Annotated in this window: 25 protein-coding genes and 2 tRNA genes; 23 read left to right on the plus strand and 4 right to left on the minus strand. The window is 54.8% G+C overall.

Translation table 11 applies throughout. The features are described 5' to 3' along the window. Positions 1 to 532 precede the first annotated feature (532 nt). The 8 genes from B5D61_RS19095 to B5D61_RS19130 all read left to right on the plus strand — a co-directional run bounded on the left by B5D61_RS19095 (position 533) and on the right by B5D61_RS19130 (position 10344). Positions 533 to 1603: a Gfo/Idh/MocA family protein gene (locus tag B5D61_RS19095; protein ID WP_078815026.1), complete on the plus strand. Its 1071-nt coding sequence runs from the start codon at positions 533 to 535 to the stop codon at positions 1601 to 1603. Between the two features lie 34 nt (positions 1604 to 1637). Then, a complete protein-coding gene (lpxA, locus tag B5D61_RS19100; protein WP_078815027.1) occupies positions 1638 to 2432 on the plus strand; it encodes an acyl-ACP--UDP-N-acetylglucosamine O-acyltransferase in 795 nt (264 codons plus the stop codon). A gap of 142 nt (positions 2433 to 2574) precedes the next feature. Further along, positions 2575 to 4998 (plus strand): LPS-assembly protein LptD, encoded by a 2424-nt coding sequence (locus B5D61_RS19105; protein WP_176159533.1) that lies wholly within the window; start codon positions 2575 to 2577, stop codon positions 4996 to 4998. 113 nt (positions 4999 to 5111) lie between these two features. Next, positions 5112 to 6428: a UDP-glucose dehydrogenase family protein gene (locus B5D61_RS19110; protein WP_078815029.1), complete on the plus strand. Its 1317-nt coding sequence runs from the start codon at positions 5112 to 5114 to the stop codon at positions 6426 to 6428. Between the two features lie 61 nt (positions 6429 to 6489). Beyond that, positions 6490 to 7743: a 16S rRNA (cytosine(967)-C(5))-methyltransferase RsmB gene (gene rsmB, locus B5D61_RS19115; protein ID WP_281251802.1), complete on the plus strand. Its 1254-nt coding sequence runs from the start codon at positions 6490 to 6492 to the stop codon at positions 7741 to 7743. Then, entirely contained in the window at positions 7740 to 8147 is a 408-nt protein-coding gene (locus B5D61_RS19120; RefSeq protein ID WP_078815031.1) for an RNA-binding S4 domain-containing protein, read from the plus strand. Before rsmB ends, B5D61_RS19120 begins: the two co-directional genes overlap by 4 nt. Before the next feature lie 68 nt (positions 8148 to 8215). Beyond that, complete coding sequence (locus B5D61_RS19125) at positions 8216 to 9193, plus strand: D-alanyl-D-alanine carboxypeptidase family protein (protein WP_176159535.1); 978 nt, start codon at positions 8216 to 8218, stop codon at positions 9191 to 9193. A 56-nt stretch (positions 9194 to 9249) separates the two neighbouring features. Further along, positions 9250 to 10344: a 6-phosphofructokinase gene (locus B5D61_RS19130; protein ID WP_078815033.1), complete on the plus strand. Its 1095-nt coding sequence runs from the start codon at positions 9250 to 9252 to the stop codon at positions 10342 to 10344. 39 nt (positions 10345 to 10383) lie between these two features. On the opposite strand, the gene B5D61_RS19135 is transcribed toward B5D61_RS19130, so the two are convergent. Further along, a complete protein-coding gene (locus B5D61_RS19135) occupies positions 10384 to 10878 on the minus strand; it encodes a hypothetical protein (RefSeq protein WP_139373370.1) in 495 nt (164 codons plus the stop codon). 582 nt (positions 10879 to 11460) lie between these two features. Here B5D61_RS19135 and B5D61_RS19140 point away from each other — a divergent pair. From B5D61_RS19140 to B5D61_RS19175, 8 genes are all read left to right on the plus strand, one after another. Further along, on the plus strand, positions 11461 to 11694 hold the full coding sequence (locus tag B5D61_RS19140; protein ID WP_078815035.1) for a hypothetical protein: 234 nt from the start codon (positions 11461 to 11463) through the stop codon (positions 11692 to 11694). Positions 11695 to 11778: 84 nt separating this feature from the next. Further along, the gene (locus tag B5D61_RS19145; RefSeq protein ID WP_078815036.1) at positions 11779 to 12000 is read left to right on the plus strand and encodes a hypothetical protein; all 222 of its coding nucleotides are present in this window, start codon (positions 11779 to 11781) and stop codon (positions 11998 to 12000) included. A gap of 107 nt (positions 12001 to 12107) precedes the next feature. After that, complete coding sequence (locus B5D61_RS19150) at positions 12108 to 12785, plus strand: HAD-IA family hydrolase (RefSeq protein ID WP_078815037.1); 678 nt, start codon at positions 12108 to 12110, stop codon at positions 12783 to 12785. 50 nt (positions 12786 to 12835) lie between these two features. Beyond that, positions 12836 to 12910, plus strand: a tRNA-Lys gene (locus tag B5D61_RS19155). Between the two features lie 22 nt (positions 12911 to 12932). Then, positions 12933 to 13007 (plus strand) — tRNA-Lys (locus B5D61_RS19160). Between the two features lie 216 nt (positions 13008 to 13223). Further along, on the plus strand, positions 13224 to 13724 hold the full coding sequence (locus tag B5D61_RS19165; RefSeq protein WP_139373371.1) for an EF-hand domain-containing protein: 501 nt from the start codon (positions 13224 to 13226) through the stop codon (positions 13722 to 13724). Between the two features lie 147 nt (positions 13725 to 13871). Further along, a complete protein-coding gene (locus tag B5D61_RS19170) occupies positions 13872 to 14786 on the plus strand; it encodes an XdhC family protein (RefSeq protein WP_078815039.1) in 915 nt (304 codons plus the stop codon). Between the two features lie 97 nt (positions 14787 to 14883). Next, the gene (locus B5D61_RS19175) at positions 14884 to 16188 is read left to right on the plus strand and encodes a PQQ-dependent sugar dehydrogenase (protein WP_078815040.1); all 1305 of its coding nucleotides are present in this window, start codon (positions 14884 to 14886) and stop codon (positions 16186 to 16188) included. A gap of 104 nt (positions 16189 to 16292) precedes the next feature. Here the strand turns inward: B5D61_RS19175 and B5D61_RS19180 are convergent, their stop codons facing one another. Continuing rightward, complete coding sequence (locus tag B5D61_RS19180) at positions 16293 to 16607, minus strand: YbaB/EbfC family nucleoid-associated protein (RefSeq protein WP_078815041.1); 315 nt, start codon at positions 16605 to 16607, stop codon at positions 16293 to 16295. A gap of 37 nt (positions 16608 to 16644) precedes the next feature. Then, positions 16645 to 18744: a DNA polymerase III subunit gamma/tau gene (gene dnaX / locus B5D61_RS19185; protein WP_078815101.1), complete on the minus strand. Its 2100-nt coding sequence runs from the start codon at positions 18742 to 18744 to the stop codon at positions 16645 to 16647. A 99-nt stretch (positions 18745 to 18843) separates the two neighbouring features. On the opposite strand from dnaX, the gene B5D61_RS19190 reads away from it, so the two are divergent. The 7 genes from B5D61_RS19190 to gmk all read left to right on the plus strand — a co-directional run bounded on the left by B5D61_RS19190 (position 18844) and on the right by gmk (position 24185). Beyond that, positions 18844 to 19428, plus strand: coding sequence for a hypothetical protein (locus tag B5D61_RS19190; protein ID WP_139373372.1), 585 nt, complete (start codon positions 18844 to 18846; stop codon positions 19426 to 19428). Then, positions 19425 to 20588 carry a molybdopterin molybdotransferase MoeA gene (locus tag B5D61_RS19195; RefSeq protein WP_078815043.1) on the plus strand — a complete coding sequence of 388 codons (1164 nt, stop codon included), beginning with the start codon at positions 19425 to 19427 and terminating at the stop codon, positions 20586 to 20588. Before B5D61_RS19190 ends, B5D61_RS19195 begins: the two co-directional genes overlap by 4 nt. 53 nt (positions 20589 to 20641) lie before the next feature. Beyond that, positions 20642 to 21298: a SixA phosphatase family protein gene (locus tag B5D61_RS19200; protein ID WP_176159536.1), complete on the plus strand. Its 657-nt coding sequence runs from the start codon at positions 20642 to 20644 to the stop codon at positions 21296 to 21298. Positions 21299 to 21482: 184 nt separating this feature from the next. Continuing rightward, positions 21483 to 21752: a 30S ribosomal protein S14 gene (gene rpsN, locus B5D61_RS19205; RefSeq protein ID WP_078815045.1), complete on the plus strand. Its 270-nt coding sequence runs from the start codon at positions 21483 to 21485 to the stop codon at positions 21750 to 21752. A gap of 66 nt (positions 21753 to 21818) precedes the next feature. Then, complete coding sequence (locus tag B5D61_RS19210; RefSeq protein WP_078815102.1) at positions 21819 to 22070, plus strand: FmdB family zinc ribbon protein; 252 nt, start codon at positions 21819 to 21821, stop codon at positions 22068 to 22070. 34 nt (positions 22071 to 22104) lie between these two features. Next, complete coding sequence (locus tag B5D61_RS19215) at positions 22105 to 23535, plus strand: hemolysin family protein (RefSeq protein ID WP_078815046.1); 1431 nt, start codon at positions 22105 to 22107, stop codon at positions 23533 to 23535. A 44-nt stretch (positions 23536 to 23579) separates the two neighbouring features. After that, positions 23580 to 24185, plus strand: coding sequence for a guanylate kinase (gmk, locus tag B5D61_RS19220; protein ID WP_078815047.1), 606 nt, complete (start codon positions 23580 to 23582; stop codon positions 24183 to 24185). Between the two features lie 58 nt (positions 24186 to 24243). Here the strand turns inward: gmk and B5D61_RS19225 are convergent, their stop codons facing one another. Beyond that, complete coding sequence (locus B5D61_RS19225) at positions 24244 to 25272, minus strand: zinc-dependent alcohol dehydrogenase (protein WP_078815048.1); 1029 nt, start codon at positions 25270 to 25272, stop codon at positions 24244 to 24246. Positions 25273 to 25419: the final 147 nt, after the last annotated feature.

A 25419-nucleotide genomic window follows, 5' to 3' on the forward strand; every position in this document is an offset into this window, starting at 1 on the left:
TTTTTTCACCGTTTCACTTTGTAGGATATTGTGAAGAAGCGAGAAAGTCGCGCGAGTTTGTGTGGGTAAGATGTGAAAAAATTACCAAATGATAATGTAACTAAACTGCTGGGAAGGGGTGTCGTGCAATTTGCCAATAGGACGAAAAAATCGTTTACAAATAGAGTCATCAGACAGGGGGAATAGCGGTGAAATCATTTTTGAGAAGTTAATTGTTTTTCGTTGAATGTATTCAGGTCGTTGATTGTGAGGGTGTTGTGTTGGATTGAGGTGATGTTTTCTCAAAAATGATCGATGGGTTAGTTGTTACGTCCTCGTCACGTTCCCCGATGATTCCATACCTGTTCCACGTTCAAAAAAGTGAGGAATTATTGGTTAGGCAGCGACTGACCCTGCTCGAAAGAGAGGCGGTTTGCTTGATTTTACGCATTGTGAATAACTTGTGAATTGATGTGCTTAACTGCACCGCTTGAGGGAATGAAACCTGCGATTAATCTTGCTGCGCAGCGTCTCAGATTGTTGAAATAGAGGCATGAAGCGCTGGCGCATCGCAGGAATTAATTTTGAACATTTTCACATGGGGGACCTGCTCCGGCAGACCTTCGAGCACCCTGCCGCGGAGATCGTGGGTATCTGCGATGAGCGACTCGAGAGGATGGCGGGGGCCGTGAGAAACTTCGGCTTGAAAGATGAACAGGTATTTACAGATGCAGATAGCTGTCTCGAAAAGACTCAGCCGGACATTGTGATTCTCTGTCCTGCCGCTTCAAAGCATGGGGAGTGGGTGGAGCGAGTCGCCCCTTACGGCACACACATTTTGATGGAGAAACCTTTTGCGGCGTCTTTAGCCGAGGCAGATGCGATGGTAACGACCATGAAACCGAGTGGCAAGGTTTTGGCCATCAATTGGCCTCTGGTCTGGGATGCAGCGCAGCAGACGGCTCATCGATTGATTCAGGAAGGGGTCATCGGTGAGGTGCTGGAGTTTCATCACCATGGTGGGAATCGGGGCCCTCTGTATCATGGCGCTGACAAGGTGGAACATGAGCCTACCGCTGAGGCTAAAGCAGCCAGTTGGTTTTACAGTCGAGACCAAGGGGGCGGGGCACTGCTGGACTACATGGGCTATGGAGCCACGCTTGGCACCTGGCATCTAGGAGCGAAGGTGCCTCTAGAGGTCACTTGCACGTGGAATCAACCCGCCGGTCTGGAAGTGGACGAGCATAGTGTGGCCGTCATCCGCTATGAGTCAGGTCTGAGTAAAACGGAGACTCGGTGGGGGACCTTTACCGACCCATGGACGCATCAGCCGCAGCCGAAGTGCGGATTCGTCCTGCGTGGCACGGGCGGGACGATCTCCTGCTACGACTATGAGAAATCGCTGCGCGTGCAGACCCGCTCCAGGCCAGAAGGCTTTGAGGTGCCCGCAGATGTGATCGCGGCTCCGAATCGCAATCCCATCGAGCATTTGATTCACTCCCTGGAGACAGGCGCTCCTTTGATTGGACCTTTGACCCTGGAGATTAGCCGAATCGGACAGCGGATTGTGGATACAGCGTATCGCAGCGCCAGTGAAAAAAGAACTCTGCCTCTGCTGGGTTGATTCACGCTTGGAGTTCTGCCATTGCTTAGGCTGCATGATTCACCCCACCGCGCTGATCCATCCTTCCGCCACTCTTGATCCGACTGTCGAGGTGGGGCCCTATGCCATTATCGAAGGGCCTGCTGTGATTGAGGCGGGCTGCCGGGTCGAAGCTCATGCTCAGGTGATTGGCGAGGTGAAGGTGGGGGCTGGCACCGTGATTGGCCGGGCAGCGATCATCGGCGCAGATCCTCAGGATCTGGGTTTCAAACCTGAAACATCGAGCGGCGTCATTTTAGGAGCAGGGAACACCATTCGTGAGCAGGTAACGATTCACCGCGGGAGTAAACCTGGCAGCTACACCCGGATGGGCGATGGCAACTTCCTCATGGCCGGGGCGCACTTGGCGCACGATGTCACCCTAGGGGACAGGAACATCTTGGCGAATGCTTGTCTTCTGGCAGGACACATCACGGTGGGAAACAATACTTTTATCGGCGGCGGGGCCGTGTTTCATCAATTTCTCCGCATCGGAGACTACTGCGTGGTGCAGGGAAATGGCAGTTTCGGCAAAGATATCCCTCACTTTTGTGCGGCCTACCGCACCAACCGTCTCGCGGGGCTGAATGTCATCGGCTTACGCAGACAGGGCTTCAACTCGGAGCAACGGGCGGCCATCAAGAAAATGTTTCAATTGCTGTTCTGCTCAGGCCAAAATGTATCCCAAGCGGTGAGTGCCGCTAAAGCCGAGGAATGGCCTGAACATGCCCTCAGGCTGCTCGACTTTGTGGCCGCGCCGAGCAAGCGAGGCGTCTGTGCCTGGCAAGGGGGACGGGAGGCCGAGGACTGAGACTGAGCTCCGGGTTAGATTTTTTCCCCTGCTTTTTCTTGTCACCCTTGAGGCGGTGGCCTATTGAATGCTCTTGCTGGGTTCAGCTTTCCCGTTTTCTCTTGGCTGGTTCCAGTTTCGTTTTCCAATCTCTTTAGGTATCATGACATTCTCCCGACTGTGTGTCGCTCTCAGCTTTGCAGCGTTGATGGCCGTCCCTGGCGTGCAGGCCCAGACCTTGCTGGACTCTTTGACCAGTAATCTTAACATCGAAGGTCTGGAAACAACCTACGATCCTGAAACTGGACTTGCCACCGCCAAGGGAGATGTCCGGATCAGCTATACGGATGTGGAAATCCGCTGCGGCACCGCTAGTTACAATGCCACGACAGGGGAGGTCATTGCTCGGGATGGTGTGATTATCTGGAAGGCGGGGGCCATCTATCGCGGCGAGAACATCACTTACAATGCCAATACCGGCGAGTTGAGCGGTGATGGGGTGCGCAGCGGTATCCCGACGGAAACGGGCTCTCTGTTCTACGAGACGGACAACTTCGATACAGAGACAAAGCTGATTCAAAAGATCGAAGGTGGGGAGACCTACCTGACTTCCCACGATGTGCAGAATCCGAATTTCCGGATCCGCGCTCGGCAAATGACCATTTATCCTGGGGATCGGGTGGTCATGAAAAACATGACTCTCTTTGCAGGGAATACGCCCATTTTTTATTTTCCATACCTCTCTCAGCCGCTGGAGGAAGATGTCGGACTTCGTTTTACTCCGGGTTACCAGAGCCGCTGGGGCGCTTTCCTGCTCACTCAGTATGGAGTGATTCACGGAGATCACACCTTGGCCAAATATCACCTCGACTTGCGTTCCTCACGTGGTGTCGGGGTTGGAGCTGATTTCCTTTCGCTTCGTCATCGGGATAACCGTAAAAACTTTGGGAATCTGAAGCTGTATTACCTGCGGGATTCGGACCCAGAGAATAATCGCTCTGGCGAAGCCCGTGGTCCAGTGGGGGAAGATCGTTACAGGGTCAATTTCCAGCATCGGATTTACCTGCCAGGTCCGGAAAAGAGCACTTGGTATCTCGACTTTGATATCAACAAAGTTTCGGACGCCCATTTCTATGAAGATTTCTTCTTCAATGATTTCCGCGAAACTCCTGAACCCGAGAATCAAATTTCACTGGTCCACACAGATCCCTCCTATGTAGCTACTCTGATGGCTCGTTTCCAAGCGAATGATTTCTACACCGTAGGCACAAAGTTACCCGAATTCGCCATCGATTGGACCCGTCGCCAGCTCTGGAACACTGGCATCTTTCACCAAGGAACATTCAGTGCTGGAATTTTGAAGGATGAATCAGGAGATGAGGAGGAACGGGAGTTTGCTGATTTGGTTCGTGCTGGTCTTACCAACAATGTGGTGGATGATTCCTTGACAAGTTATCAGAATATCCTGGGAAAAAAGTCTGGAGACGCGTTGTCGCCTGCTGACATTCAGCGTGGGATTGATCTGTTCTCTGCCCGGTTGGAAGGAGCAGGTTTTGCACGCGTTCACACCTATCAGGAACTTTTGCTGCCTAAAACATTGTTCGGCTGGTTGAATATCACCCCTCGAATTGGTGGCGGTGTGACCCACTATTCAAATATCGATGGATCAGTCTCTGATCTGTCGGACGAGATTAAAACCATTTTCCACGCGGGTTTGGATATGTCTTTCAAAGTGTCGAAAACTTGGAACGATTTTTACAAGCCTAGCTGGGGATTGGACGGGCTTCGCCATGTGCTTCAACCTTATCTGAATTTGTCCTACCTGGATGCTTCTCAGCCTGAGGACTTCCCGTCGATTGATCGCCTCTCTCCGACGACTCGCCCACGTTCTATTGATGTCCCGCTCTTCACGGCCGTCGATGACCTTCGCTCTTGGAATATCGCTCGAGTCGGGATGCAGAACTTGCTGCAAACTCGTCGTGACTATTCCACCACGAATCGCGGATATTTCTACTCGGCTGCGACGGGTGAAACCCAAACATACACATGGGCCGGCCTGAATACTTATGTGGATGTGTTCATGAACGATCCTGAGTTTGATCGCAGCCTGTCCAACCTCTACAACGAGTTTTTCTGGCGTCCTGTGCCCTGGGTGTCCCTATGGTTTGACGCGCAGATTCCGCTCGAAAGTGGTGTGGGTAGTTTTACCGAGCTTAACCAAGGCGTCACCTTCATGCCTGCCAAGAATGTTCAACTGACCCTCGGTCATCAATATGTGAGTGACAGTCCCTACTTCGCTGACTCCAGCTTGGTCTTCTCAAAGGTCTATGCACGCCTCTCTGACAATTGGGGCTTCTCCATGAATCACATCTTTGAAATGGATGATGGCACCATGGAGTTCCAGAGTTACTCGGTCACGCGTGACTTGACGAGCTGGATGGCTTCTGTTGGGGCCATGGTCCGAGATAACCGTGGGGGACTGAGTGACTTTGGTATCTTGTTCTCCATGACACTCAAGGATTTCCCCCAGTTGAGTGTGCCTCTGGATATCGATCCGAATCCTTCGGGACGTGGCGGAAACCAATAATGGGGGGGCATTTTAGCGTTGAGAGCGGCACCTTCCCGGCGCACTGTGTCACCTGTGTGCTCGCCTGACGTATTCAACGCTCAGGTCTTTGAACACGTTTTTTCCGCACGTTCATGAAGCTAACCATCATCGGTTCAGGTTATGTGGGGCTGACCACGGGTGCTTGCTTTGCCGAAGTGGGGCATCAGGTCGTATGCGTGGATAGCGATCCAGATCGTGTTCAGTCTCTTGTGACAGGAACAGTTCCTTTTTTCGAGCCTGGTCTCGAAGCTCTCGTGAAAAAGAACGTGGCTGCCAAGAGGCTACGTTTCACGGGCTCGACCGAGGAAGGGGTGAATCACGGAGAAGTGCTCTTCATCACAGTTCCGACGCCTCCTTTGGCGGATGGAAGTGTGGATCTGACCTTCATGGAAAAGGTTGCTCGGGAGATCGCGCAGTATCTGGACAGTTATCGGGTGATCGTGGATAAAAGCACGGTTCCTGTCAAAACGGGTGAGCGTGTGGCTCAAACGATCCGCAAGTATGCCAAGCCGGGCGTAGAGTTTGATGTCGTGAGCAATCCTGAGTTTTTGAGGGAAGGAGCGGCCGTCATGGACTTGATGAAGCCAGATCGCATAGTCATTGGCGGCAACAGCGACCGTGCACTTGCCTTGATGCAAAAGATTTATGAGCCGTTCGTAGCTCCGGTGCTGGTGACTGATATCAATAGTGCCGAGCTCATCAAGCATGCTGCTAACAGCTTTCTAGCACTCAAGATCAGCTACATCAATGCCTTGGCCGAGTTGTGTGAACTGAGTGGGGCTGATGTTCTGAAAGTGGCTGAAGGCATTGGAGCGGATAAGCGGATCGGGCGCGGATTTCTCAATGCAGGGCTGGGCTATGGCGGTTCCTGTTTTCCTAAAGATGTTGCGGCTTTTATCGCGATCAGTGAGCAGCTTGGACAGCCCTTCAATTTGCTGAAGGAGGTCCAGGCGATCAATAACCGACAGAGCGTTCGATTCTTGGATAGCGTCCGTGAAGCACTTTGGGTTCTGAAGGATAAAAAAATCGCCGTCTGGGGTTTGAGCTTCAAGCCCAATACCGATGACATTCGCAGTTCAGTGGCTGTAAGTTTGGTGGAGAAGTTAGTCGCCGAAGGAGCTGAAGTAAGTGCCTATGACCCGAAAGCGATGGCTAAAGTGCGTGAGACTTCCTTGGCAAGCCAGATCCGTCTAGCGGATAGCGCTCTTGACGCGGCTGCTGATGCCGAAGCCTTGATCATCGCGACCGAGTGGGCTGAATTTGGCTTGGTCGATTTAGCGGCGCTTCGTGATGCCATGCAAACACCGCTCATCTTTGATGGGCGCAATCTCTTGGATCCCGTGGCAGTCCGGGATTTTGGATTCCAATATCGCGGCGTTGGCCGGGGTATAACCACCGAGCGCCATTAAGATTAATCCATGTTGTGCCGTTGACGGCTCTGTCACATAGTCTCCGATTCCGCTGAAAACGATTCATTCATCCTCTCCTGCTTCCAGTGTCCGCAGCCATGCGCTTGACGTGTTAACGGACTGGCAAAAATCAGGGCGATTTGCTGCTGAGCTTTTGGACGAGCGCGTCCGTATGGCGGCGCTGTCTCCGCCCAATGCTGCCTTTCTGCACGACATCGTGCTGACGACGCTGCGCAACGTCACATTGCTTGATTTTTGGGCCGATCACCTCACTGGAGGAAAGCATCTGGACCACCGCACACGGTGGCTGCTGAGGATTGGCTTGTGTCAGCTTTTTCTGTTGGGCGTGCCTTCTCATGCCGCAGTGAATGAGACTGTGGCAGCTGCTGGGCGCTCGGGGGCATTGGTCAATGCGGTGCTACGTCGTGCGGGCCGTGAGGAAGCTGCTCTGCGCTCCATGAGCGAGGAGCAGCCTTTGTCCGTCCGTTATTCGCATCCAGAGTTTTTGGTTCGCCGTTGGATCAAGATTATGGGGAAGGCGAAAACGGAGGCTCTGTGCCAATGGAATCAGGAGCCCCCCAGCACCTACGTCCGACTGAATGGTCTGCATGAAGAAGCCAGCACCCGTCTGGCTCAGATGCCCGAGTTGGAGGATCTTGGAGATGGTTTTTATCGCTGTGAAGCGGCTCCGAGAGAAGCCCTGAAACAAGGTCTTTGTTACGCGCAGGACCCGAGCACCGCGCATGCTCCACGGATGCTGGCACCCAAGCCGGGGGAAATGGTGCTGGATGCCTGCGCTGCTCCTGGTGGAAAGACGACTTTACTGGCTGAGTTGATGTGCAACGAGGGACGCATCTATGCTTGTGACGCTTCTTCGGTTCGTTTGGCCCGCTTGCGGGACAATCTCACACGACTGAAAGTACGTATCGCTCAGGTGAATGCCTTTGATTTGTTGAGTGATGCTACGCCACCCTTTGGAGATCTCCAGTTTGACCGGATCTTGCTTGATGTGCCTTGCTCGAACAGTGGCGTGATGCGTCGTCGCATCGATGTGCGCTGGCGTTTACAGGAGGCTGAGTTTGCAAGTTTGGCGGAAACACAAAAGAGTATTGTGGAATCGGCTCTGCGATTTTTGAAACCCGGCGGCTCGCTGGTTTACAGCACATGCAGCATCGATCCTGAAGAAAATCAGGGGGTGGTGAAGGCCGTCTTAGCATCCCATCCTGAGATGGAAATGCTGGAGAGCCGCTTGGTCTTCCCTCCGAAGGATGAGACAGATGGGGCGTTTGCGGCACGATTGGTGAAACATGCATGAGTGAGCCCCTACAGACTCTGCGGGCAGATAAGTGGTTGCATCATGTGCGTCTCTTTAAAACGCGGAGTCTGGCCACACAGGCCTGTGCCAAAGGAAATGTGATCTTGGATGAACAGGTGATCAAACCTTCCCGAGACCTCCGTCCGAACGACATTTTGGAAGTGGTCAGGGGAGATCTGCGCCTCCGTGTGAAGGTCCTGAACTTTCCTGCGCGAAGACTGAGTGCACCGCAAGTTTCTGATTTTTATGAAAATCTAACGCCAATTGAGTGGATTCAAAAGGCCGCCGAACTACGCAGGCAAAAGGAATTGGAGCGCCCGTCCGAGCATGAAATGCAGACGAAGCCCAATAAACAGCAACTCCGCCTGCTCCGGGAATGGCATGAACAGAATCATTCTCGCTGAAACGGCGGCGTTCTGAAATCGAATCCGAGTTGCCCCGGGGCAATGAGATGCTAAGAAGGCTTAGCCTTATGCTGCGTTTCCCCCCTTTTGTTACGATTCTGAAATGCGTCTCCTCCTCATTGCTGGTGGGGGGCATGTTGACGGCTCTCGTTCCACAGAGCGCTGATGCCCAGGCAGCCGTGCTGGCTGCGGATAGTTTCAACCGCAAGGTTCATGTGGCTTCTCAGGCGAATGAAAAACGTCCGGTTGGCGGTTTGGCGAAAGTTGCTACGGCGATGGTGACTCTCGACTGGGCGGCGGCTTCGAAGGCGGGGGTCAATATTTTAGCCACAGTGCCTGCCTATGCACCGCAGATCGCCGGAAACAATGTTCTCGGTCTCCAGCCTGGCGACCGGCTCACGCTCCGTGATTTGATCTATGCAACCATGATGACGTCCGACGATTTGGCGGCCATCACTCTGGGTGACTTTGTCGGGCGTGATCATTTGCAAAGGCTCCAGCGCACAGGAGACCCTTTGGTGGAATTCGTGCGGCAGATGAATCAGCTTGCCGCACGTGAGGGAGCCACCCATACCAAATTTACAAATCCTCACGGTTACGAGAATACCCGCGCGGTGCCTTATTCCACCGCTGCGGATATGGCGCGCTTAGGCTTGTATGCTATCTCCCGTCCGGCGCTGCGTTTTTACACCAATCAGCGCACCCGTGACATCACGGTTTACCGTGGGGATTCTCAGATGAATCTCCCGCTCAATAACACGAATCAGTTGCTCGGCGTGTCGAACATTGATGGTCTCAAATACACGTCCACACCGCGCTCGGGGGGGTGCATCGTCGTGACCGCAGAGCGTCCCTCCTCCGTGACCAAGCAGGCCGATGGGTCTAGCCTCATCTACCGCCACCGCATGGTGGTGGTGGTCATCGGCTCGGCTAATCCTGCGGCTGAAGCTCATGCCCTTCTTCAGCAGAGTTGGGCGGCTTATGATCGATGGCTGGCAGCCGGTCGTCCTATCACGGACGAGCGTCAGTTGTTGAACCATTTCTAAACTGGCCCTGAATCGACGGCCCTTTTCCCTTACATCAACCCTATCCCTAACGAACCATGCGAATCGGTATCCTGAATAGTGGCGGCGATTGCCCCGGCCTCAATGCAGTCATTCACGGCGTCGTCGGCGCTGCTCACACGCTCGGGTGGGAAGTGGTCGGCTTTCGGGATGGATTCGAAGGCCTGCTGCCACCAGGAGATTACATGATGCTGGACCCGAGCCGCACGGTAGGCATCATGAAGCTGGGGGGCACCATCCTGGGCACGACGAATAAAGGTCACTTCGTCGCCAAGGTGGGGGAAGGGAACGTGGCTGAAGTGCCACGCGAGATCGTCGAGAAAGCCAAGAACACGTTACGCCACCTCGAGATCGGTGCGCTGATCGTGGTGGGTGGTGACGGGTCTCTAACCACGGCGCTGCAGCTTTACGGCATGGGGGTACCCGTCATCGGCGTGCCGAAGACGATCGACAACGACATTCAGGCGACCGCCATGACCTTTGGTTTTGACTCGGCCTGCCATTCTGTGGTGGATGCTTTGGATCGATTGCACACAACTGCAGAAAGTCACAAGCGTGTCATCGTATTGGAAGTCATGGGCCGTCACGCGGGCTGGATTGCTCTCTACGGCGGTATGGCCGGTGGTGCAGATGTGATTCTGCTCCCCGAAATTCCTTTTCACATGGAGCATGTGGCCGATGCGATCCGTCAGCGCGATGCCCGAGGTTTGCACAGCACCCTGGTGGTCGTGGCGGAAGGGGCACGCATCGAGAGTGGCGAGCTGCTGAAGAAAGAAAATGTAGGCGGTAAGGGCGAAGACCGCTTGGGGGGCATCGGTGATTATGTGGCCAAGAAGATTGAGTCCCTCACCGGTAAAGAGACCCGTGCGTGCACCCTGGGGCACCTCCAGCGTGGTGGGGCTCCCACCGCCCTAGACCGTATCCTGGGCGTCCGATTCGGTGCCAAGGCTGTCCACTTGATCGAAGAAGGTAAGTTTGGCCGCATGGTGAGCTATCAGCATTACCAGGTGGGGGATGTGAGCATCGAAGAGGCTGTGAATCAGCTTCGCCTCGTGCAACCTGACAGTGAGATCATCCGCGCGGGCCGTAGCATCGGGATCTGCTTTGGAGATCGCGCCGTCGGTGTCGAGTGATGGCAAAGTGGGGCAACACATCCGGGCGGCGGCGATAGCTTAGAGCGATCGGCGCCGTTCAAGGCCCAATTGATTACGCCGGTCCCTGCGTAGCCGAATTTCTTCTTTGTGAAGCACTTTCGGCATTCCGCTGATGCCGTATTCGACGATGACGGCCACCGTCTGGGGGGCGGCCTCTAAGGATGCGATGCGGAAAACAGGCTCCTTGTGGCTGCGGAAAAAAGCATGGAGTGGGATATGCGGGTGACCTGCATTCCAGAGCCAACGTCCAGGCGGGAAATCTGAGAGATCCGATAACGCCAACAAGACCTCACGGATGAGGGTTTCATCGTGCTTCTTGAGCAATTTAGAAGCGGCTCGGCGCGACATCATTTGCTCAATGAAGGCCATGGCCGGATTTAGATGGTCCTCTTCCATCTCGACAATGACCTCACGGGCGTGCTGAGCCATGGCCTCACGAAATTGCTCTTGGGTCAACCGCCCGCTGTCGAGCATGTGAAAAAGCTGGCGTGGGCTGGGAAGGGATTCGGACACGGTGATGATTGAAATGAACGCGGCTCGAGCCTGCAAGGATGTTTTCGAATTTCTCGGCGGAATTCTCCCAGGCAGTCTTCGCTTGCTAAAGCCGGACATCTTAGGGCATTGTACATGAGTGGACGCTCATTGCCGCATCCATCTCCCGTTATGAAAAGAACCCTTTCGCCCAGTTTAAGTTCCATCATGCGCGCGAGCACGCTGGTTGCCTTATGCTTTTTAACCGGTTGCGAGCTACCGCCTCGCGAGTCTTGGAACATTATTCAGCGCGACGGATTGCTCACCTACTGGAGTCGTGCGTACAATCCCGTATTCGCTCCCAGCCGTTACCTGAGTGGTGACTCTCGCCCCTTTGTGCCGAGTTCGTCGGCGCACGTGCCGTATCGTCCTCGCACTGAACAGAGCCGTTATCTGGCCGCAGCATCGGGGGGCACTTCAAGCCCAAGCCCCCCCAAACGAATCGTTAAGCCGGAGACCAGCCCTGAGGATAGGGTTCAAGAGGTTCCCAAAATTCCGCTGGAGCCAGCACGCCCACTGAACGAGCTCAAGCCAAAACCTGAAGCTCCCTCTCCAAAACCTTCCATGGCTGATCTCCCCTATGGCACGCCAGTGCCGGGGCGACCTGGCATGGTCAACAGTCCGTTTGCGGAGAAGCAGCAGTTGGTGGATGTGACGGGCATGGCCCCAGGAGAGGCGGTGAAAGATCCCTATACAGGCAAGCTTTTCCGAGTGCCGCCGACGGAACAAGCGGCCGCATCGACGACGGAACCTGCCTCGGCACCAGCCTCAGCAGAAGACAGTAAACCCCAGCCTTAAATCGCTGAGAGAAGATTCGCGCTTGATTACCCCGGTGAAGGTGTCAATCTGCGCGCCGCTTTAATCATTTCAATACCAGCCACCATGGGCCAGCAACTCAATAAAACCATCAAACGTCGTCGTCGTAAACTCTACATCGCTCGCAAGAAAGCTCTTGCGAAGGCTGGCCTCAGCCGCAAATCCGCTGTGCGTTTGCCCAAAGCCGCTAAGAAGAGTGCCAAGAAGGCTCCGGTGAAAAAGGCTCCTGCCAAGGCCAAGGCCGAAGAAGCGGTGGTCGCCGCTGTGGAGACCCCTGCTGCTGAGTAAACTCAGTCCCGGGATCACCCTCGTTTTCCAAGACCCTGCGCTCAAAAAGCGCGGGGTTTTTTATTTTGTTTGTGGGAGATTTGACGATCCTCACGCATGGATAGTGAATGTCACGACCTCTCATTTCTTTCGATGCCGCAGGGACACTGATCCAAGTGAGCCAGCCGGTTGGCCGCACCTATGCCGAGTTTGCGGCGAGACATGGTATCCAGGTGGACGAGACGGCATTGAAACGAGCCTTCAAATCTCTTTGGGGACAGATACCGCCGCCGCATCGCCCTGAAGGCGTGAAAGCGGATGATGATGAAAGGTCATGGTGGCAACAGCTGGCCGCGAGAGTCTTTGAAACGGCATTGGGCACGGCTATCCCCAGAGAGGTTTTTGAGCCATTGTTTGACGGATTGTATCGTCATTTCGCTCAGCCTGAAGCGTGGATTGTTTTCGACGATGTGAAGCCAGTCTTGGATGACCTTGCCCAGGATCATGCCCTCTGTGTGTTGTCGAACTTTGATCGCCGCCTGCTGCAGATCCTAGAAGGGCATGAGATGACATCGTATTTTTCACATGTCATTCTCTCGAGTGAGGTGGGAGCAGCTAAACCGCATCCACGGATGTTTGACACTGCACTGCGGTTGATGGAGGCCACTCCAGAAGAAAGCTGGCATGTGGGGGATGATGATCACTGTGATATTCAGGGAGCTCGTGTCTTAGGCTGGAAAGCCTTCGCTGTTTCGCGTCCAGAACAGAGTCTGTGGCACTTGCTTGAAAAAGTCCGTGAAAAATGAAAATCCGACTTGCGCACAGTAGCATCGCGGGTATGTAAAACGCCCCATCCGCGCAGGTAGCTCAGCGGTAGAGCAGTTGGCTTTTAACCAATTGGTCGAGGGTTCGATCCCCTCCCTGCGTACCACTTCAAAAGGATGAGTTTTTTTGCCCAGGTAGCTCAGTGGTAGAGCAGTTGGCTCTTAACCAATTGGTCGTGGGTTCGAATCCCTCCCTGGGCACCACTTTTCTCCCACAGAAAGTGAGTGCTTTGTTTCCAACGACTCTGTCAGAGACGAGTTCTGAATCTTTGTTTGTTAGGTGCTTTGTGATGAGATGAGAGCAACTGCGTGGCTAGTCATGGTGGTTTAAGATGCTCGGAGTCAGGCTTTGGTGAGCATGTGGCATACGACCACCTGAGGGAAGGGTATCGAAGGCTTTTAGAAACCAACCCTTTTCTTATGAAACCTTTGATCTCCATGACAATGACCCTGCTGTTGAGTCTGAGCCTTCAGGCACAACAGCCGCCTGTGAGTGAAAACGCTGATACCAACCGTGTGAATTCGACAGGCCGAGAACAACGCCAAACGAATGCCCGTGCTTCTTTGAATCAGGTCATGAATGAACTCCAGAATGATCCTGAGACACTCTTTGATCGCCTGGACCGAAATAGCGATGGGCAGTTATCGAAAGAAGAATTTGGCCGCATCACCAACTCGGGTGTGGAGGGTGCCGCCACGACTCAAGGAACCGGTGGCACGACCGCAGGCGGGGCGGAGGCCTCTCCGGGCACGACAGGGCAGTCGGCGGTGCAAGGCAATACAACCTCACCAGCCCAGCCTGACAGTGCCCAGCCGCAGGAGCAAGGGCAGGGGAATCCCGTCGCACCCCAAGGCTCGACCGGGAATGCGCCCACTCCTCCACCAGCATCTCCGTCTGGGGCAGTCCCGGATAAAAAGTGAAGGGCATATGTCCACTGAGAGGAGGCCGATCTTTTTTCATTCTCGGGGAACTCGGTAGGCGCAGTGATTCACAGGCATCCGATGCCTTATCAGTTCTCCGCTTTTCGGGTCAGAACTGCCTAACTTTTAATGTGACTTTCTCCTCTCATGAAAGACCTTCGAGACATAATCAAAGCCTTTTCGGCTGCGACTTCAGATATGGCCCTCGCCACCGTAGTGGATACTCTGGGCACAAGCTTTCGGAAACCGGGGACGCGAATGTTGGTGCTGGGAGATGGCCAAGCTGTGGGCAGTCTCAGTGAAGGATGTTTAGAGGAAGAGGTGGTGCATCGGGCTCAGAGCGTGATTGAGACAGGCGTTCCCACTTGTTTCTGGATGGATACCCAAAAGCGTTCGGGTTGTCATGGTTCCGTTCAGATCTTTATCGAGTGGATCAGACCCGGGAATGCATTCCTGCAATATTTGGCTCAGTGTATGGCAGAACGTCAGCCGGCCTTGGCGGTCGTTTGTATGGAACCCGATTCGCCATGCGCAGGATCGTCCTCACGCCACTTGGCAGGAAAGGGGAGGCCAGGGTTCGAACAGATCTTATTGCCTCCGGTGCGCCTGATTCTGGTCGGTGATACTCCTGGCAACGAAGGTCTCCTCAGCTTCGCACATGCTTTAGGCTGGAGCGCCATCGTATCGGCACCCGCTGAAGTGGCCGATTTTGACGCCGATGAGCGGACGGCCATCGTCATCAAGAACCATCACGAGGAAAAGGACTTTGTGGCCCTCAAATGGGCGTTGTCTCAGACCTTCGGTTATGTGGGACTGCTAGGCCCTCGGCCGCGGAAAGAAAGGCTGCTGGAACGGTTGCTGGAGGAAGGCTGGGAGCCTGACAATGCCATGAAGTGGGATGTGTATGGCCCCGCCGGATTGGATCTCGGAGCCACAGAGCCGGAGGAAACGGCACTCTCGATCATTGCCGAGATTCAAGCGGTGATGACACGCAGCGATGGTGGGTTCCTTCGTGATTGCGAAAGATCAGCAGCCTCAAAGCCCACACCTGTGGTGTCTTGAGAAAAGAGTTTTGAGCAGGCCTCTAACCCGATGAGTCATCTCTTGGAGCTTGGTGTTTTAGGCCACGTGATTGGGATCGTCCCTGCGATTTCATGGCATGAAACGATGCATTGATAGCGCTTGTGTGACTTGGGCCATCGCGGTCGGGATGATGGTCTCGATGGCTGCACGCGCGGATGAAAAACTTCTGCTGACGGGCCAAGATGCCATGGGTGATTGGACCTCAGACGCACCTGGAGTGCGTCGAAAGATTCGCGTCGAGGATTTACCCGCACCTGCAGAAAAGGAATCGGCCATGAATCGGCCAAAGGAGGTGAAGCCACCCGACAAAGCTTGGCCGCAAGTCCCACCGGGTTTTGAAGTCACCTTGTATCAAAGCGATTTGAAGAAACCTCGACGTCTGATGACGGCTCCTAACGGTGACATCTTGGTCGCTGAGAGTAAATCAGATCAGATCACGCTCCTTCGGGATGCTGATGGCGATGGAAAACCGGAGCTGCGAAAGGTGTTTGCCAAGGGTTTGAACCAACCATTCGGTTTGGCCTTTTATCCGCCAGGTGCGGAACCGACACATCTCTACATTGGCAACACGGATGCTGTGGTGAGGCTGCCGTATCAAAACGGCGATACAGAGGCCCGAGCAAAGCCAGAGGAGGTCTTGTCGCTCTCGGCGGGCGGTCAGCTTACGGGAGGAGGACACTGGACTCGGGATATTGTTTTCTCTCTGGATGGGAAGCGTTTGTTTACCTCCATTGGTTCGAAATCCAATGTGGACTGGAATCAAGCTGAAGAGGACCGGGCTCGAATCTTTGAATCTGATCCGCACGGTAGAAACAAACAAGTCTATGCCTGGGGCATCCGTAACCCTGTAGGGCTGGCGATTCATCCGAAGACAGGAGAGCTATGGACTTCAGTCAATGAGCGGGATGAACTCGGAGATAACCTTGTGCCGGATTACATCACTCGCGTGAAGGAGGCAGGCTTTTACGGGTGGCCTTGGTATTACATGGGAGGGCATCAAGACCCGCGCCATGATGGAGCCCGACCTGACTTGAAGAATAAAGTCGTCACACCGGATGTGATCCTCCAGGCGCATTCCGCGTCTCTGTGTCTGACCTTTTACGAGGGAACTCAATTTCCTCAGCAATATCACCAGTGGATCTTTGCGGCTGAGCACGGTTCTTGGAACCGCACTCGCAGGACCGGTTATAAGGTCATCGCCGTGCCAGTCAACGGTGGGAAGGCCACGGGAGAGTATGTGGATTTCATGACCGGTTTTGTAACGCCTGAGGGCGATGTCTGGGGCAGACCGGTCGGTGTGACCGTGGCCAAAGACGGTGCGTTGCTAGTCAGCGATGACACCGGGAATTGCATCTGGCGAGTGGCCTGGAAGGGCGAGTAAGCTCACCCCTTGCCTCGGAGGGTATGTTTGGGGCCCCTCGCATTGTCCCTCGACGGACTACACCAGGGGGATTGGCTCTGGTGCAGTCGAAAACGAGATTGGTTTTAGAAGCCGAGACCGGGAGGCAAGCCCAAGCCACCGGTCATTTTGTTCACTTCGGCAGCTTGGCTTTCTTTCACCTTGGCCTGCACCTGTTGGACTGCGGAAAGCACGAGGTCTTGGAGCATGTCCACGTCCTCGGGATCGACGATTTCTTTGGCGATCTTGATGCTCTGAACATCCCCGTGACCATTGGCGGTCACAGTCACTTTGCCAGCGGCGACCGAGACTTCGAAGCTTTTGGTGCCGAGAGCCGCCTGAGACTTTTGCATCTGGGCCTGCATCTCCTGCACCTGTTTCATCATCTTCTGGATATTCATAAAAAGAAAAACTTGGGAAAGGGATTCGGATGTCGGGTTAAGATTGAGGGGTTGAAGCGGCGAGCTTGAGCTTGAATTTTTCAATGGCGCTCTTGATGAGCGGGTCATTTTGGAACTCCGCTGTCACATCGATGGGGGATGCTGAGGATTCAGCCTGTGGAACTGCCGCCGGGACTGGGGCAGGTGCGAGTTCAGCGACCTCTTGTGCCACCGGCAAGGGGGCTGTAGCGGGTTTAGGCGGAGCTGACAGAGCAGGTGCCGACGTCGCTGCGGGAAGGTCAAACGCAAACAGTTCCGCCGCCGGTGGGGGCTTGAGGCTGGGATCCACGAGCATCTGGAACTTCATGGATTTGCCCAGAATCTCTTGAGCGAGCCCTTCGAGGAAGGTCCGTTGATTGTCACGATCCAGGCTTTCTTTGGCGTGGCTTTCTGAAGTCGGGAAGCCGAGCTTAATGATGCCGCGATCCATGCTCAGCACCGTGGTTGGCTCCAGCCATGCGGTGGCTAGGGGACGCTTGGCTCGGACGAGATTGAGCAGTTCCAGACGGAATTCCTCGTTGGTGAATGACGGTGGCGCGGCCTCTGGAGCGGATACAGGTGCGGAAACCGGTGTCAAAGGGGCAGGTGGGGATGCGGATGTCGGGGCATCATCATCAAACCAAGGCTGCTCGTCTTGGTTTTCATATGGCTGAGGCTCGTCTTGCAGCAGCGAAGGCTCATCATCCAAGCTGGATTCCGGTTCAGGCTCGGGTTCAGATTCGGATTCAATGGGGGCCTCCGTTTTAGGTGACGGGGATGAAGCGCGCTGTGGTTCGGCAGGGACCGAAGAACGTGCTTCCGGCACTCCGCTGGAAGCAGGTGGTGACGGCTCCCGAACGGGGGCTACTGCGGCCGGGCTCGGTGCGGAAATAGGCGCGGTTACGCGGGGCTCCAAGGCAGGGGCGGAGGCCCGGCGTGCAATGACCGGAGCTGGCTGCGGACGAGCTGTTGGGCGCGGCAGAGCCTCTGCACCGCCATCGAGGGCCTGGATGATGTCGCTAATGCTCACCTCATTGTAGTGCTGCACCGCCTGGATGACACCCAGCTCAAAATGCAGACGCTTGTTAGTGGCCCAGCGCATGCGTGCATCCACTTCGGCCAAACCGTCGACGATCCGAAGGAGTTGCTCCGTGGTTGCCATCTGAGACTGTTCATTGACACGATCTGCAATCTCGGGTTCCAGATCTTCAGCTGCGGCATCGGTATCGGCTTGGCTGACGAGGAGGGTGCGGAAATACTGAATGAGATCCGCCAGCATACGCCCCAGATCTTTGCCAGCTTCGCTGGTTTCATGGACTAGGCGTAGAGCCCCGACCGTGTCGCTTTCCAGAATGTGCTGCACGAGTTGGCTCACCGCCTGAGCGGCCGTGAATCCAAAGATCTCCAGCACATCGTTTTCACGGATTTGATTGCCGCAGAAAGCCACCAACTGGTCCAGCATGGATTGCGCATCGCGCATGCCCCCATCGGCACCTTTGGCAATGGCAAACGCGGCTTTTTCATCGAGATCCACGTTCTCTTGTGAAGCAATGTGGAGCAGGTGTTTGGCAATGATCGTGTTCGGGATGCGACGCAGGTCGAAACGCTGGCAGCGGCTGATGATGGTCGGAAGGATCTTATTGGCCTCGGTGGTCGCGAAGATGAACTTCACGTGCTCGGGGGGTTCTTCCAGAGTCTTCAGCAGGGCATTGAAGGCCGCTGTGGAGAGCATGTGCACCTCATCAATGTAATAGATCTTATACCGGCAACGCGAGGGAGCGTATTTGACGCTTTCTCGGAGGTCTCGTACCTGATCCACGCCGTTGTTACTGGCACCGTCAATTTCGAGCACATCCAGACTACGGCCCTCGGCAATTTCGCGGCAGATTTCGTCTTCGGGATCGAAGTCCACATTGGGGCCATCCGGACAGTTCAGGGCTTTGGCAAAGATACGCGCCGTGGAGGTTTTCCCAGTCCCTCTCGGGCCGACAAAGAGATAGGCATGGGCCAGACGATTCTGGGCGATGGCATTGCGAAGGGTGCGCACCACATGCTCTTGGCCGAGCACATCTGCGAAAGTCTTGGGACGGTATTTGCGGGCGAAAACCTGGTAACTCACAAGACAGATGCTAGCGTGCCACACTGGCGTGGCGAGAGGATTTTGGCGAAAGTCTCTCCCTGTTCTGGCTTTCTGGTCGGGGATGATTAGGATTCACCCATGCGGAAATTTGTAACCACCGTTCTCTGCCTTCTTCTCATGCTGGTTCAGCCTGGGTGCGGCTTGTTTAAAAAGAAAAAAAAGCCCGAAGAAGCGCCTAAAACGGTCCTGGTTGGCATTGTCGAAATGGTCAGCCCGGAGCAAAACTATGTGTTGATCCGTTGCGATCGACTCCCTGATCTACCTGCTGCGGCAGAATTGATCGCTTTGGATGCCACGGGCGTCGAGTCGAAACTCAAACTCACGCCCGAACGTAAGGGGCGCTATTTGACTGCAGATATCACTCAAGGCCAGCCCCGTGTGGCGAATCTAGTCATCTTTAAGCGTTCAGGATCAGCCCCTCCCGTCACCCCAACGGTGCCACCCGCTGGGCCAAGCTCAACCCCTGCCTTTTCACCAGACATGCCCATGCCTTTATTACCTGTCACAGGGCTGCCGGATACAAGCGCTGTGCCAGCTGGGGCGCTTCCTTCGACCGCACCTTCATCGGTTCCTGGCCAGGCTCCAGGATTGCCTCCCCCCATGTCGCCAGCTCCTTTGGGCGGACAATCCCCGGTGATGGATCTCGAACCTCCTGTGCAATGATTTCCGAGCAAGAAGCACGCGAGCGAGTTTTGGCAGCGATCTCCTGTTCGAAAGAAGAGTCTCTGCCGCTATTGAAAAGTCTCGGACGTTTTGCTGCGGCAGATGTGCTCGCCACCGTGCCGCTGCCCGGTTTCGACAATTCAATGATGGATGGCTATGCCGTGCAGAGCCGTGCTCTTGGTTTTGCGAAGGTGGTGGGAGAACAGCCCGCCGGGGCTCAGCTTGATCTGGTCTGTGGGGAAGGGGAAGCCATCCGGATCTTCACGGGTGCGCCGCTGCCAGCGGGTGCGGATGCCGTGGTGATGCAGGAGGATGTGGAGCGCACAGGGGACTCCATCCGCTGGCAGGAGTCTTTGCAGGCTGGCGAAAATGTGCGCCACCGGGGTGCAGACCTCTGTGAGGGCCAGATGATTTTGAAAGTGGGGGATAAACTGACCGCCGGCAGGATCGGCGTGCTTGCTTCCCAAGGATTCACCTCGATTCGGGTGATTAAGCCGCCGAGAGTGGCGGTTTTGAGCACGGGCAATGAATTGATTGCACCCGGATTACCCCTTTCGGCAGGGCAGATTTACAATAGCAATGGTTTCATGCTGCAAGCGCTCTTGATGGCGCAGGGGATCGAGGACATTTCCTCAAGTCATTGCCAGGATGATTTCGACCAGACCGTGCAGACACTGAAGCAACTGCTGGCCACGCATGATGTGGTGTTGCTCAGTGGTGGTGTCTCCGTTGGCGATCACGACCAGATCAAACCTGCTCTCCAGGCGCTTGGGATCAAACCCGATCTCTGGCGGGTCAATGTGAAGCCTGGGAAGCCCTTTTTATTCGCACAGCATGAGGGGAAACTGATCTTCGGACTGCCGGGAAATCCGGTCTCGAGCTACGTCACTTATCAGATCTTTGTGAAACCTGCCTTGATGAAGAGGATGGGGGCTAGACAGGTTGAGCCCACTCGTTTGCGGGTCGTTTCGGCCCAGTCCCTTCACAATGATGGAAACCGTCCGCATTATCTTCGTGGGATTTTGAAGGAGGGTGCTTTTCGTGTTCAAGGTCTTCAAGAAAGCCATGCCCTTTTTGCTCTTAGTCAGGCGGATGCTCTCCTGCGTTTGGAGGCGGGAGCGACCGTGGCAGCAGGGGAGCCCGTGGAGGTCTTGATTTAGGCGTAAAACCAGAGGCGCTTTTTCGCGGATGCTTTCGAATGTTTAGGGAGCCCATGCTGGCTTTCTCACCAGAGTCGGCCTGTGGTTTGACACTTGGCACCCCTCATGCGAGGGAAAACGGTTTTTTCGAAATGAAGTATCTCACGGTTATCCGACATGCCAAATCCAGTTGGGCTCTGGCCGGCTTGGCAGACCATGATCGTCCATTGAACGAAAGGGGGCTCAAAGCCGCACCGGCTGTGGCGTCCTTTCTCCACCGGACTTATTTTGGAGGTGGAAATTCATCGCCACTCCTCCCTCTGCCGGATCGCTTGGTCTCCAGCACGGCAGCTCGGGCGCTAGCGACGGCTAAAATTACCTTGGAAACGCTGGGGATGCCTTTGGAGACGCTGCTCCTGGATTCCCGCCTTTATTTGGCCGAGGCCGGACGCATTCTCAAAGTGGTGCAGCAGTTCGACGAGAACTGGGCTCACGCCATGATCTTTGGACACAATCCCGGGCTTCAGGAATTTGCTGATCAGATGCTGATGCGTGCTCAGGTTCCGCGGATGCCGACCTGCACTGCCGTCCTGATGGCGATCCCCCAGGCTTATTGGGGGCTGGCCGATTGGGGACAAGCGCAATTGATCGGCTACATCACGCCGAAAACATTGGAACGCCGCTTTCCTCAGCTTTACGCAGGGATCTCAGTCGCCGAGGGCGACGACTGAAGAAAAAAGGGCAGGGGATTAGGCCTTCTGCAGGTAGGTGAAAACGATCACTCCCAAGAGAAGAAAAGAACCAGCGATGAGCATTCCAAGGATCATAGTAAGGGTAGCTTGCCAGATTCCTGAGTTCTGACAAATGAAATTTCTTCTTGCTAAGCAGCTTACTTGAGGCATTTTCGCCGCCCCTATGGCAAAAACAGCTTGGCTTGAACGCGAAAAGCGCAAACAAAAGACCGTCAATAAATACGCAAAGCTCCGTGCAGAGCTGAAAGCGAATGGTGATTACGTGGGATTGTCCCTTCTGCCACGCGATTCCAGCCCCACTCGCTTGACCAACCGCTGCCGTGTGTCCGGCCGTCGTCGCGCTTACATGCGCCGCTTCCAGATGTCCCGTCTCACCTTCCGTGAAATGGCACTGGCTGGCCTGATCCCCGGGGTGACCAAGTCGAGCTGGTAAGAGCCAGATTCAGGTCCAGGGAAAGTCTCTCTGGACCTCTTCCAGGGAGACGTGGAAAGTATCATCATGCCCACGTATTCCTACATTGCCGAAAATCCAGAAGAGGGATGTCCCTCTTGCAAGCGCGGTTTTGATCTTCGCCGCCCGATGGATCGTGCACCTTTAACCCACTGCCCGCTTTGCCGTAAACCGGTGAAAAAGCTCGTCAGTGGATTTTCTACCCCGAAGATCACCAAGCCCCTGTCCATCTCGGATGCCAAGAAAGCGGGCTTTACCATTTTAGAAAAGCGCTGCGATGGCAACTACGAGCGGCTTTAATCTTGCTGCATCGCTCCTTCGTTAGCGCGAAATCATGAATACCTCTCTTTCGATCTCTCACCTGCTCGCCCTGGGCTCGGGTTCTCATGAGGTATTACATGAGTGGAATCTCACACCTGGAGAGATTGGCTGGTCCGCCTTCCTGGTTTTGTTCTTTGTCCTGCTTAATGCCTTCTTCGTGGCGGCTGAGTTTGCCATCGTGAAGGTCCGGAGCACCCAGCTTGATGCACTGGTTGAGGAGGGACATGCAGGTGCGAAAGTGGCTCGAAATGCGCTGAAAAACCTCGATGGTTATCTCTCCGCAACTCAGTTAGGAATTACTCTGGCCAGCATCGCCCTGGGGATGATTGGTGAGCCCTACGTGGCACGTGTGATTCAGCCGCTGATGTGGAAAATGGGGGTGACCAGCGATGCGATCATCTCATCCGTCTCTATCGGTATCGGCTTTGGGGTGGTGACTTTCCTACATGTGGTTCTGGGGGAATTGACGCCGAAGTCTTTGGCGATTCGCAAATCCCTAGCGACGACGCTGGTTATCTGTGCGCCACTGCATTTCTTTTACATCCTGTTCAAGCCAGCCATCTGGATTCTCAATGGGACGGCCAACTGGTTGTTGAAAACGCTGTTCAGGCTAGAACCTGCCTCTGAGAGTGAACTGGCTCATTCGGAAGAAGAGTTGCGCCATATCGTGGCGGAAAGTCAGAAGTCCAAAGAGGTGACGGAAACTGAAAAGGACATTCTGCTAAATGCGCTGGCCCTGAATGACCGCTGCGTGCGCGATGTCATGACCCCCCGTAACCAAGTGATCTCCCTGGATGCGGATGACTCCTTTGAGGCCAACCTCAAGGTCGCTGTGGATACCAAGCACACCCGTTATCCCCTGGTCGAAGGCCATTTGGATCATAGCATTGGCTTGATCCACATCAAAGACTTGCTTACCCTGGTCAACAAACCCTCGCCCGACCTGCGCAAGATCAAACGTGATCTGCCAATGGTGCCGGAGATGATGCCGATTGATAAGCTGCTGAGGTTTTTCCTGGACAAGCATGTGCATATCGCTCTCGCCGTGGACGAGTATGGCGGCACGGTCGGTGTGGTGACGTTGGATAACGTCATGGAAGAGATTGTTGGAGACATCCAAGATGAATTTGATCAGGAGAACAGTGAGTTTCGTCGGGTGAACGATGCGGAGTTTGTCGTCGAGGGGACGCTGAATCTCTATGAGTTGGCTGAAAAGGTTGGTCTGGAGATTGAAAGTGAAGAGGTGACCACCATCGGTGGATACGTGACCCACCTGCTGGGGCATCTGCCCAAAGTGGGAGAACAGGTGATCATTGAAGATTACGAAGTGACCACCTCGAAGGCCAGTCCTCGCCGAGTGGAGCAACTCCACTTCAAAAAGCGTCCTCAAGAAGAAGCATCGAGTGACGAAAGCTCGACATCGGATGAAGAAGGTGACGAATAGCGCTTTCAGTTGCGGTCTCCGTTAGTCTCGGTTTAAACGCTGGCATGAATTTAGATTCTCCACGTCTCGGCATCCTGGCAGTTGTTTCCGGCCCTTCTGGCACGGGAAAAACGACGCTGTGCCGCAAGGTCTGTGATGGTGTGCATGCGGTCTTTTCGGTCTCCTGCACCACCCGCCCACCACGGCCTGGAGAAGAACATGGGAAGGACTATTTCTTTCTCACGGAGGAGGATTTTCTCGCCCGCGTAGATCGTGGGGAGTTCTTTGAATATGCGCGGGTGCACAACCGCTGGTATGGCACGCTGAAAAGCTACGTCTATGACTACCTCCGTCGTGGTGTGGACGTGTTCATGGACATTGATGTGCAAGGAGCCGCTCAGGTGCGTGGTTGTGAAGATGAGCTGGTTATCCGCTGCATGACGGACATCTTTGTCATGCCGCCGAGCTTGCAGGAGTTGCGGCAACGTTTGTTAGGTCGGAATACGGAAAGTGAGGAGGTCTTTGAATTGCGCATGCGCAATGCTGAGGCGGAGCTCCAGCATTGGCGTGACTACCGCTACTGCCTCGTCAGTGATACTCGCGAGAGTGACGAGGCTCGTTTTAAAGCCATGATCCAGACCGAACGCCTGCGTTCGAGTCTGGTGATCTGAGATCGTCGACAGCAAATCTGCCAACCACCTGGTTGGCTGACCACTTCCGTCAGCCACGTCATGCAGCATATTCGACGAGGGCTTTGATCACCTTGCGGCGAGCCACTTCGTCAAAGGCTTCCGCGATTTGGTCGAGCGGAAAGCGGTGGGTGATGAACTCCGCCGAAGTGAGCCGTCCTTCTCGTATCCATCGGCAGAGTTGGGGCTGGCTTTCTTTTTCATACTTCCGGGTCGGCCACTGATGGACGAACAGGTTGAAATTGAAGTCAGCCTTGGACTTATCGATGTGCAGGACCTGATGCGTGAGCACTCCATAGATGCAGTGGGAGCCGCCTCGGCGGAGAAGGGGGAGCCCCTGCTGAAGAATGTCGGGGTGACCGACGGCATCGATGACCGCATCAAGCTTCTTGGCTCGTTCGATTTTATCCCCAGGAGCAAAAGCTGCATCGGCTCCAAAAGCCAAAGCCTTGGCTTGTTTATCGGCGTGACGATCCACGATGCCGATCCAACCCAAACCAAATAACCGACCGAGTTTGACAAAGCTCAAGCCTACGGGGCCTGCTCCGTAGATGATCACATCATCCCCCGGCTGGAGATGAAAGTCGCGGAAAGCTCCCAACACTTCTCGCCAAGTGCATAGAAGCACGGCCTCCTCTGGTGGAATGTCGGCATCCACGCGGGTTTGGATTTCATAACACTCGAACCACCCGTGCGCTTCATCCGCCACGCCGTCAGCGACCATTGCATCATGGTCATTGGCCAAGGTGTATTCACCAAAACCGCCCCAGCCAGAGTCCACCCCTTCCATTTGCAGATCGAAGGAAAGGCCGCCGACGGCGCGATCTCCGACGGCGAAGTTTTTCACCTTGTCCCCCACGGCAACAACGATGCCGACGCTTTCATGGCCGAGTGCGAAGGGAAACTTGTCTTCCATGCCGGGGAAGTTGCCATGCAGGAGCTCGCTATCGGTGCGGTTGCAGAGGCAGGCACACTCGGTTTTGACCAAGGCTTGATAAGGCCCGGGTTTCGGGACAGGAGTCTCAAGGATTTCAATCTGGCCGGGGTGGATGGCGATAACGGATTTCATGAAAAGGAGTTCTGCATTTAGAAACCATTCTAAATGTGGAAAAGGGCTAGCCTGTCGGAGGTTTGGAATGAGGCCAAGTTTTTTGTGAGAGAATTTGCCCGGCTTAAAACGGGCTTGGAATTAAAACGGATTGGGCTTGTGATAGAT

Source organism: Prosthecobacter debontii (assembly GCF_900167535.1).
In the GTDB taxonomy this organism is placed as follows: domain Bacteria; phylum Verrucomicrobiota; class Verrucomicrobiia; order Verrucomicrobiales; family Verrucomicrobiaceae; genus Prosthecobacter; species Prosthecobacter debontii.

Coding starts and splice junctions, on each gene's coding strand:
- B5D61_RS19095 (WP_078815026.1), top strand. CDS start 533: ATGAAGCGCTGGCGCATCGCAGGAATTAATTTTGAACATTTTCACATG.
- lpxA (WP_078815027.1), top strand. CDS start 1,638: ATGATTCACCCCACCGCGCTGATCCATCCTTCCGCCACTCTTGATCCG.
- B5D61_RS19105 (WP_176159533.1), top strand. CDS start 2,575: ATGACATTCTCCCGACTGTGTGTCGCTCTCAGCTTTGCAGCGTTGATG.
- B5D61_RS19110 (WP_078815029.1), top strand. CDS start 5,112: ATGAAGCTAACCATCATCGGTTCAGGTTATGTGGGGCTGACCACGGGT.
- B5D61_RS19120 (WP_078815031.1), top strand. CDS start 7,740: ATGAGTGAGCCCCTACAGACTCTGCGGGCAGATAAGTGGTTGCATCAT.
- B5D61_RS19125 (WP_176159535.1), top strand. CDS start 8,216: ATGCTGCGTTTCCCCCCTTTTGTTACGATTCTGAAATGCGTCTCCTCC.
- B5D61_RS19130 (WP_078815033.1), top strand. CDS start 9,250: ATGCGAATCGGTATCCTGAATAGTGGCGGCGATTGCCCCGGCCTCAAT.
- B5D61_RS19140 (WP_078815035.1), top strand. CDS start 11,461: ATGGCTGATCTCCCCTATGGCACGCCAGTGCCGGGGCGACCTGGCATG.
- B5D61_RS19145 (WP_078815036.1), top strand. CDS start 11,779: ATGGGCCAGCAACTCAATAAAACCATCAAACGTCGTCGTCGTAAACTC.
- B5D61_RS19150 (WP_078815037.1), top strand. CDS start 12,108: ATGTCACGACCTCTCATTTCTTTCGATGCCGCAGGGACACTGATCCAA.
- B5D61_RS19165 (WP_139373371.1), top strand. CDS start 13,224: ATGAAACCTTTGATCTCCATGACAATGACCCTGCTGTTGAGTCTGAGC.
- B5D61_RS19170 (WP_078815039.1), top strand. CDS start 13,872: ATGAAAGACCTTCGAGACATAATCAAAGCCTTTTCGGCTGCGACTTCA.
- B5D61_RS19175 (WP_078815040.1), top strand. CDS start 14,884: ATGAAACGATGCATTGATAGCGCTTGTGTGACTTGGGCCATCGCGGTC.
- B5D61_RS19180 (WP_078815041.1), bottom strand. CDS start 16,607: ATGAATATCCAGAAGATGATGAAACAGGTGCAGGAGATGCAGGCCCAG.
- B5D61_RS19190 (WP_139373372.1), top strand. CDS start 18,844: ATGCGGAAATTTGTAACCACCGTTCTCTGCCTTCTTCTCATGCTGGTT.
- B5D61_RS19195 (WP_078815043.1), top strand. CDS start 19,425: ATGATTTCCGAGCAAGAAGCACGCGAGCGAGTTTTGGCAGCGATCTCC.
- B5D61_RS19200 (WP_176159536.1), top strand. CDS start 20,642: ATGCTGGCTTTCTCACCAGAGTCGGCCTGTGGTTTGACACTTGGCACC.
- rpsN (WP_078815045.1), top strand. CDS start 21,483: ATGGCAAAAACAGCTTGGCTTGAACGCGAAAAGCGCAAACAAAAGACC.
- B5D61_RS19210 (WP_078815102.1), top strand. CDS start 21,819: ATGCCCACGTATTCCTACATTGCCGAAAATCCAGAAGAGGGATGTCCC.
- B5D61_RS19215 (WP_078815046.1), top strand. CDS start 22,105: ATGAATACCTCTCTTTCGATCTCTCACCTGCTCGCCCTGGGCTCGGGT.
- gmk (WP_078815047.1), top strand. CDS start 23,580: ATGAATTTAGATTCTCCACGTCTCGGCATCCTGGCAGTTGTTTCCGGC.
- B5D61_RS19225 (WP_078815048.1), bottom strand. CDS start 25,272: ATGAAATCCGTTATCGCCATCCACCCCGGCCAGATTGAAATCCTTGAG.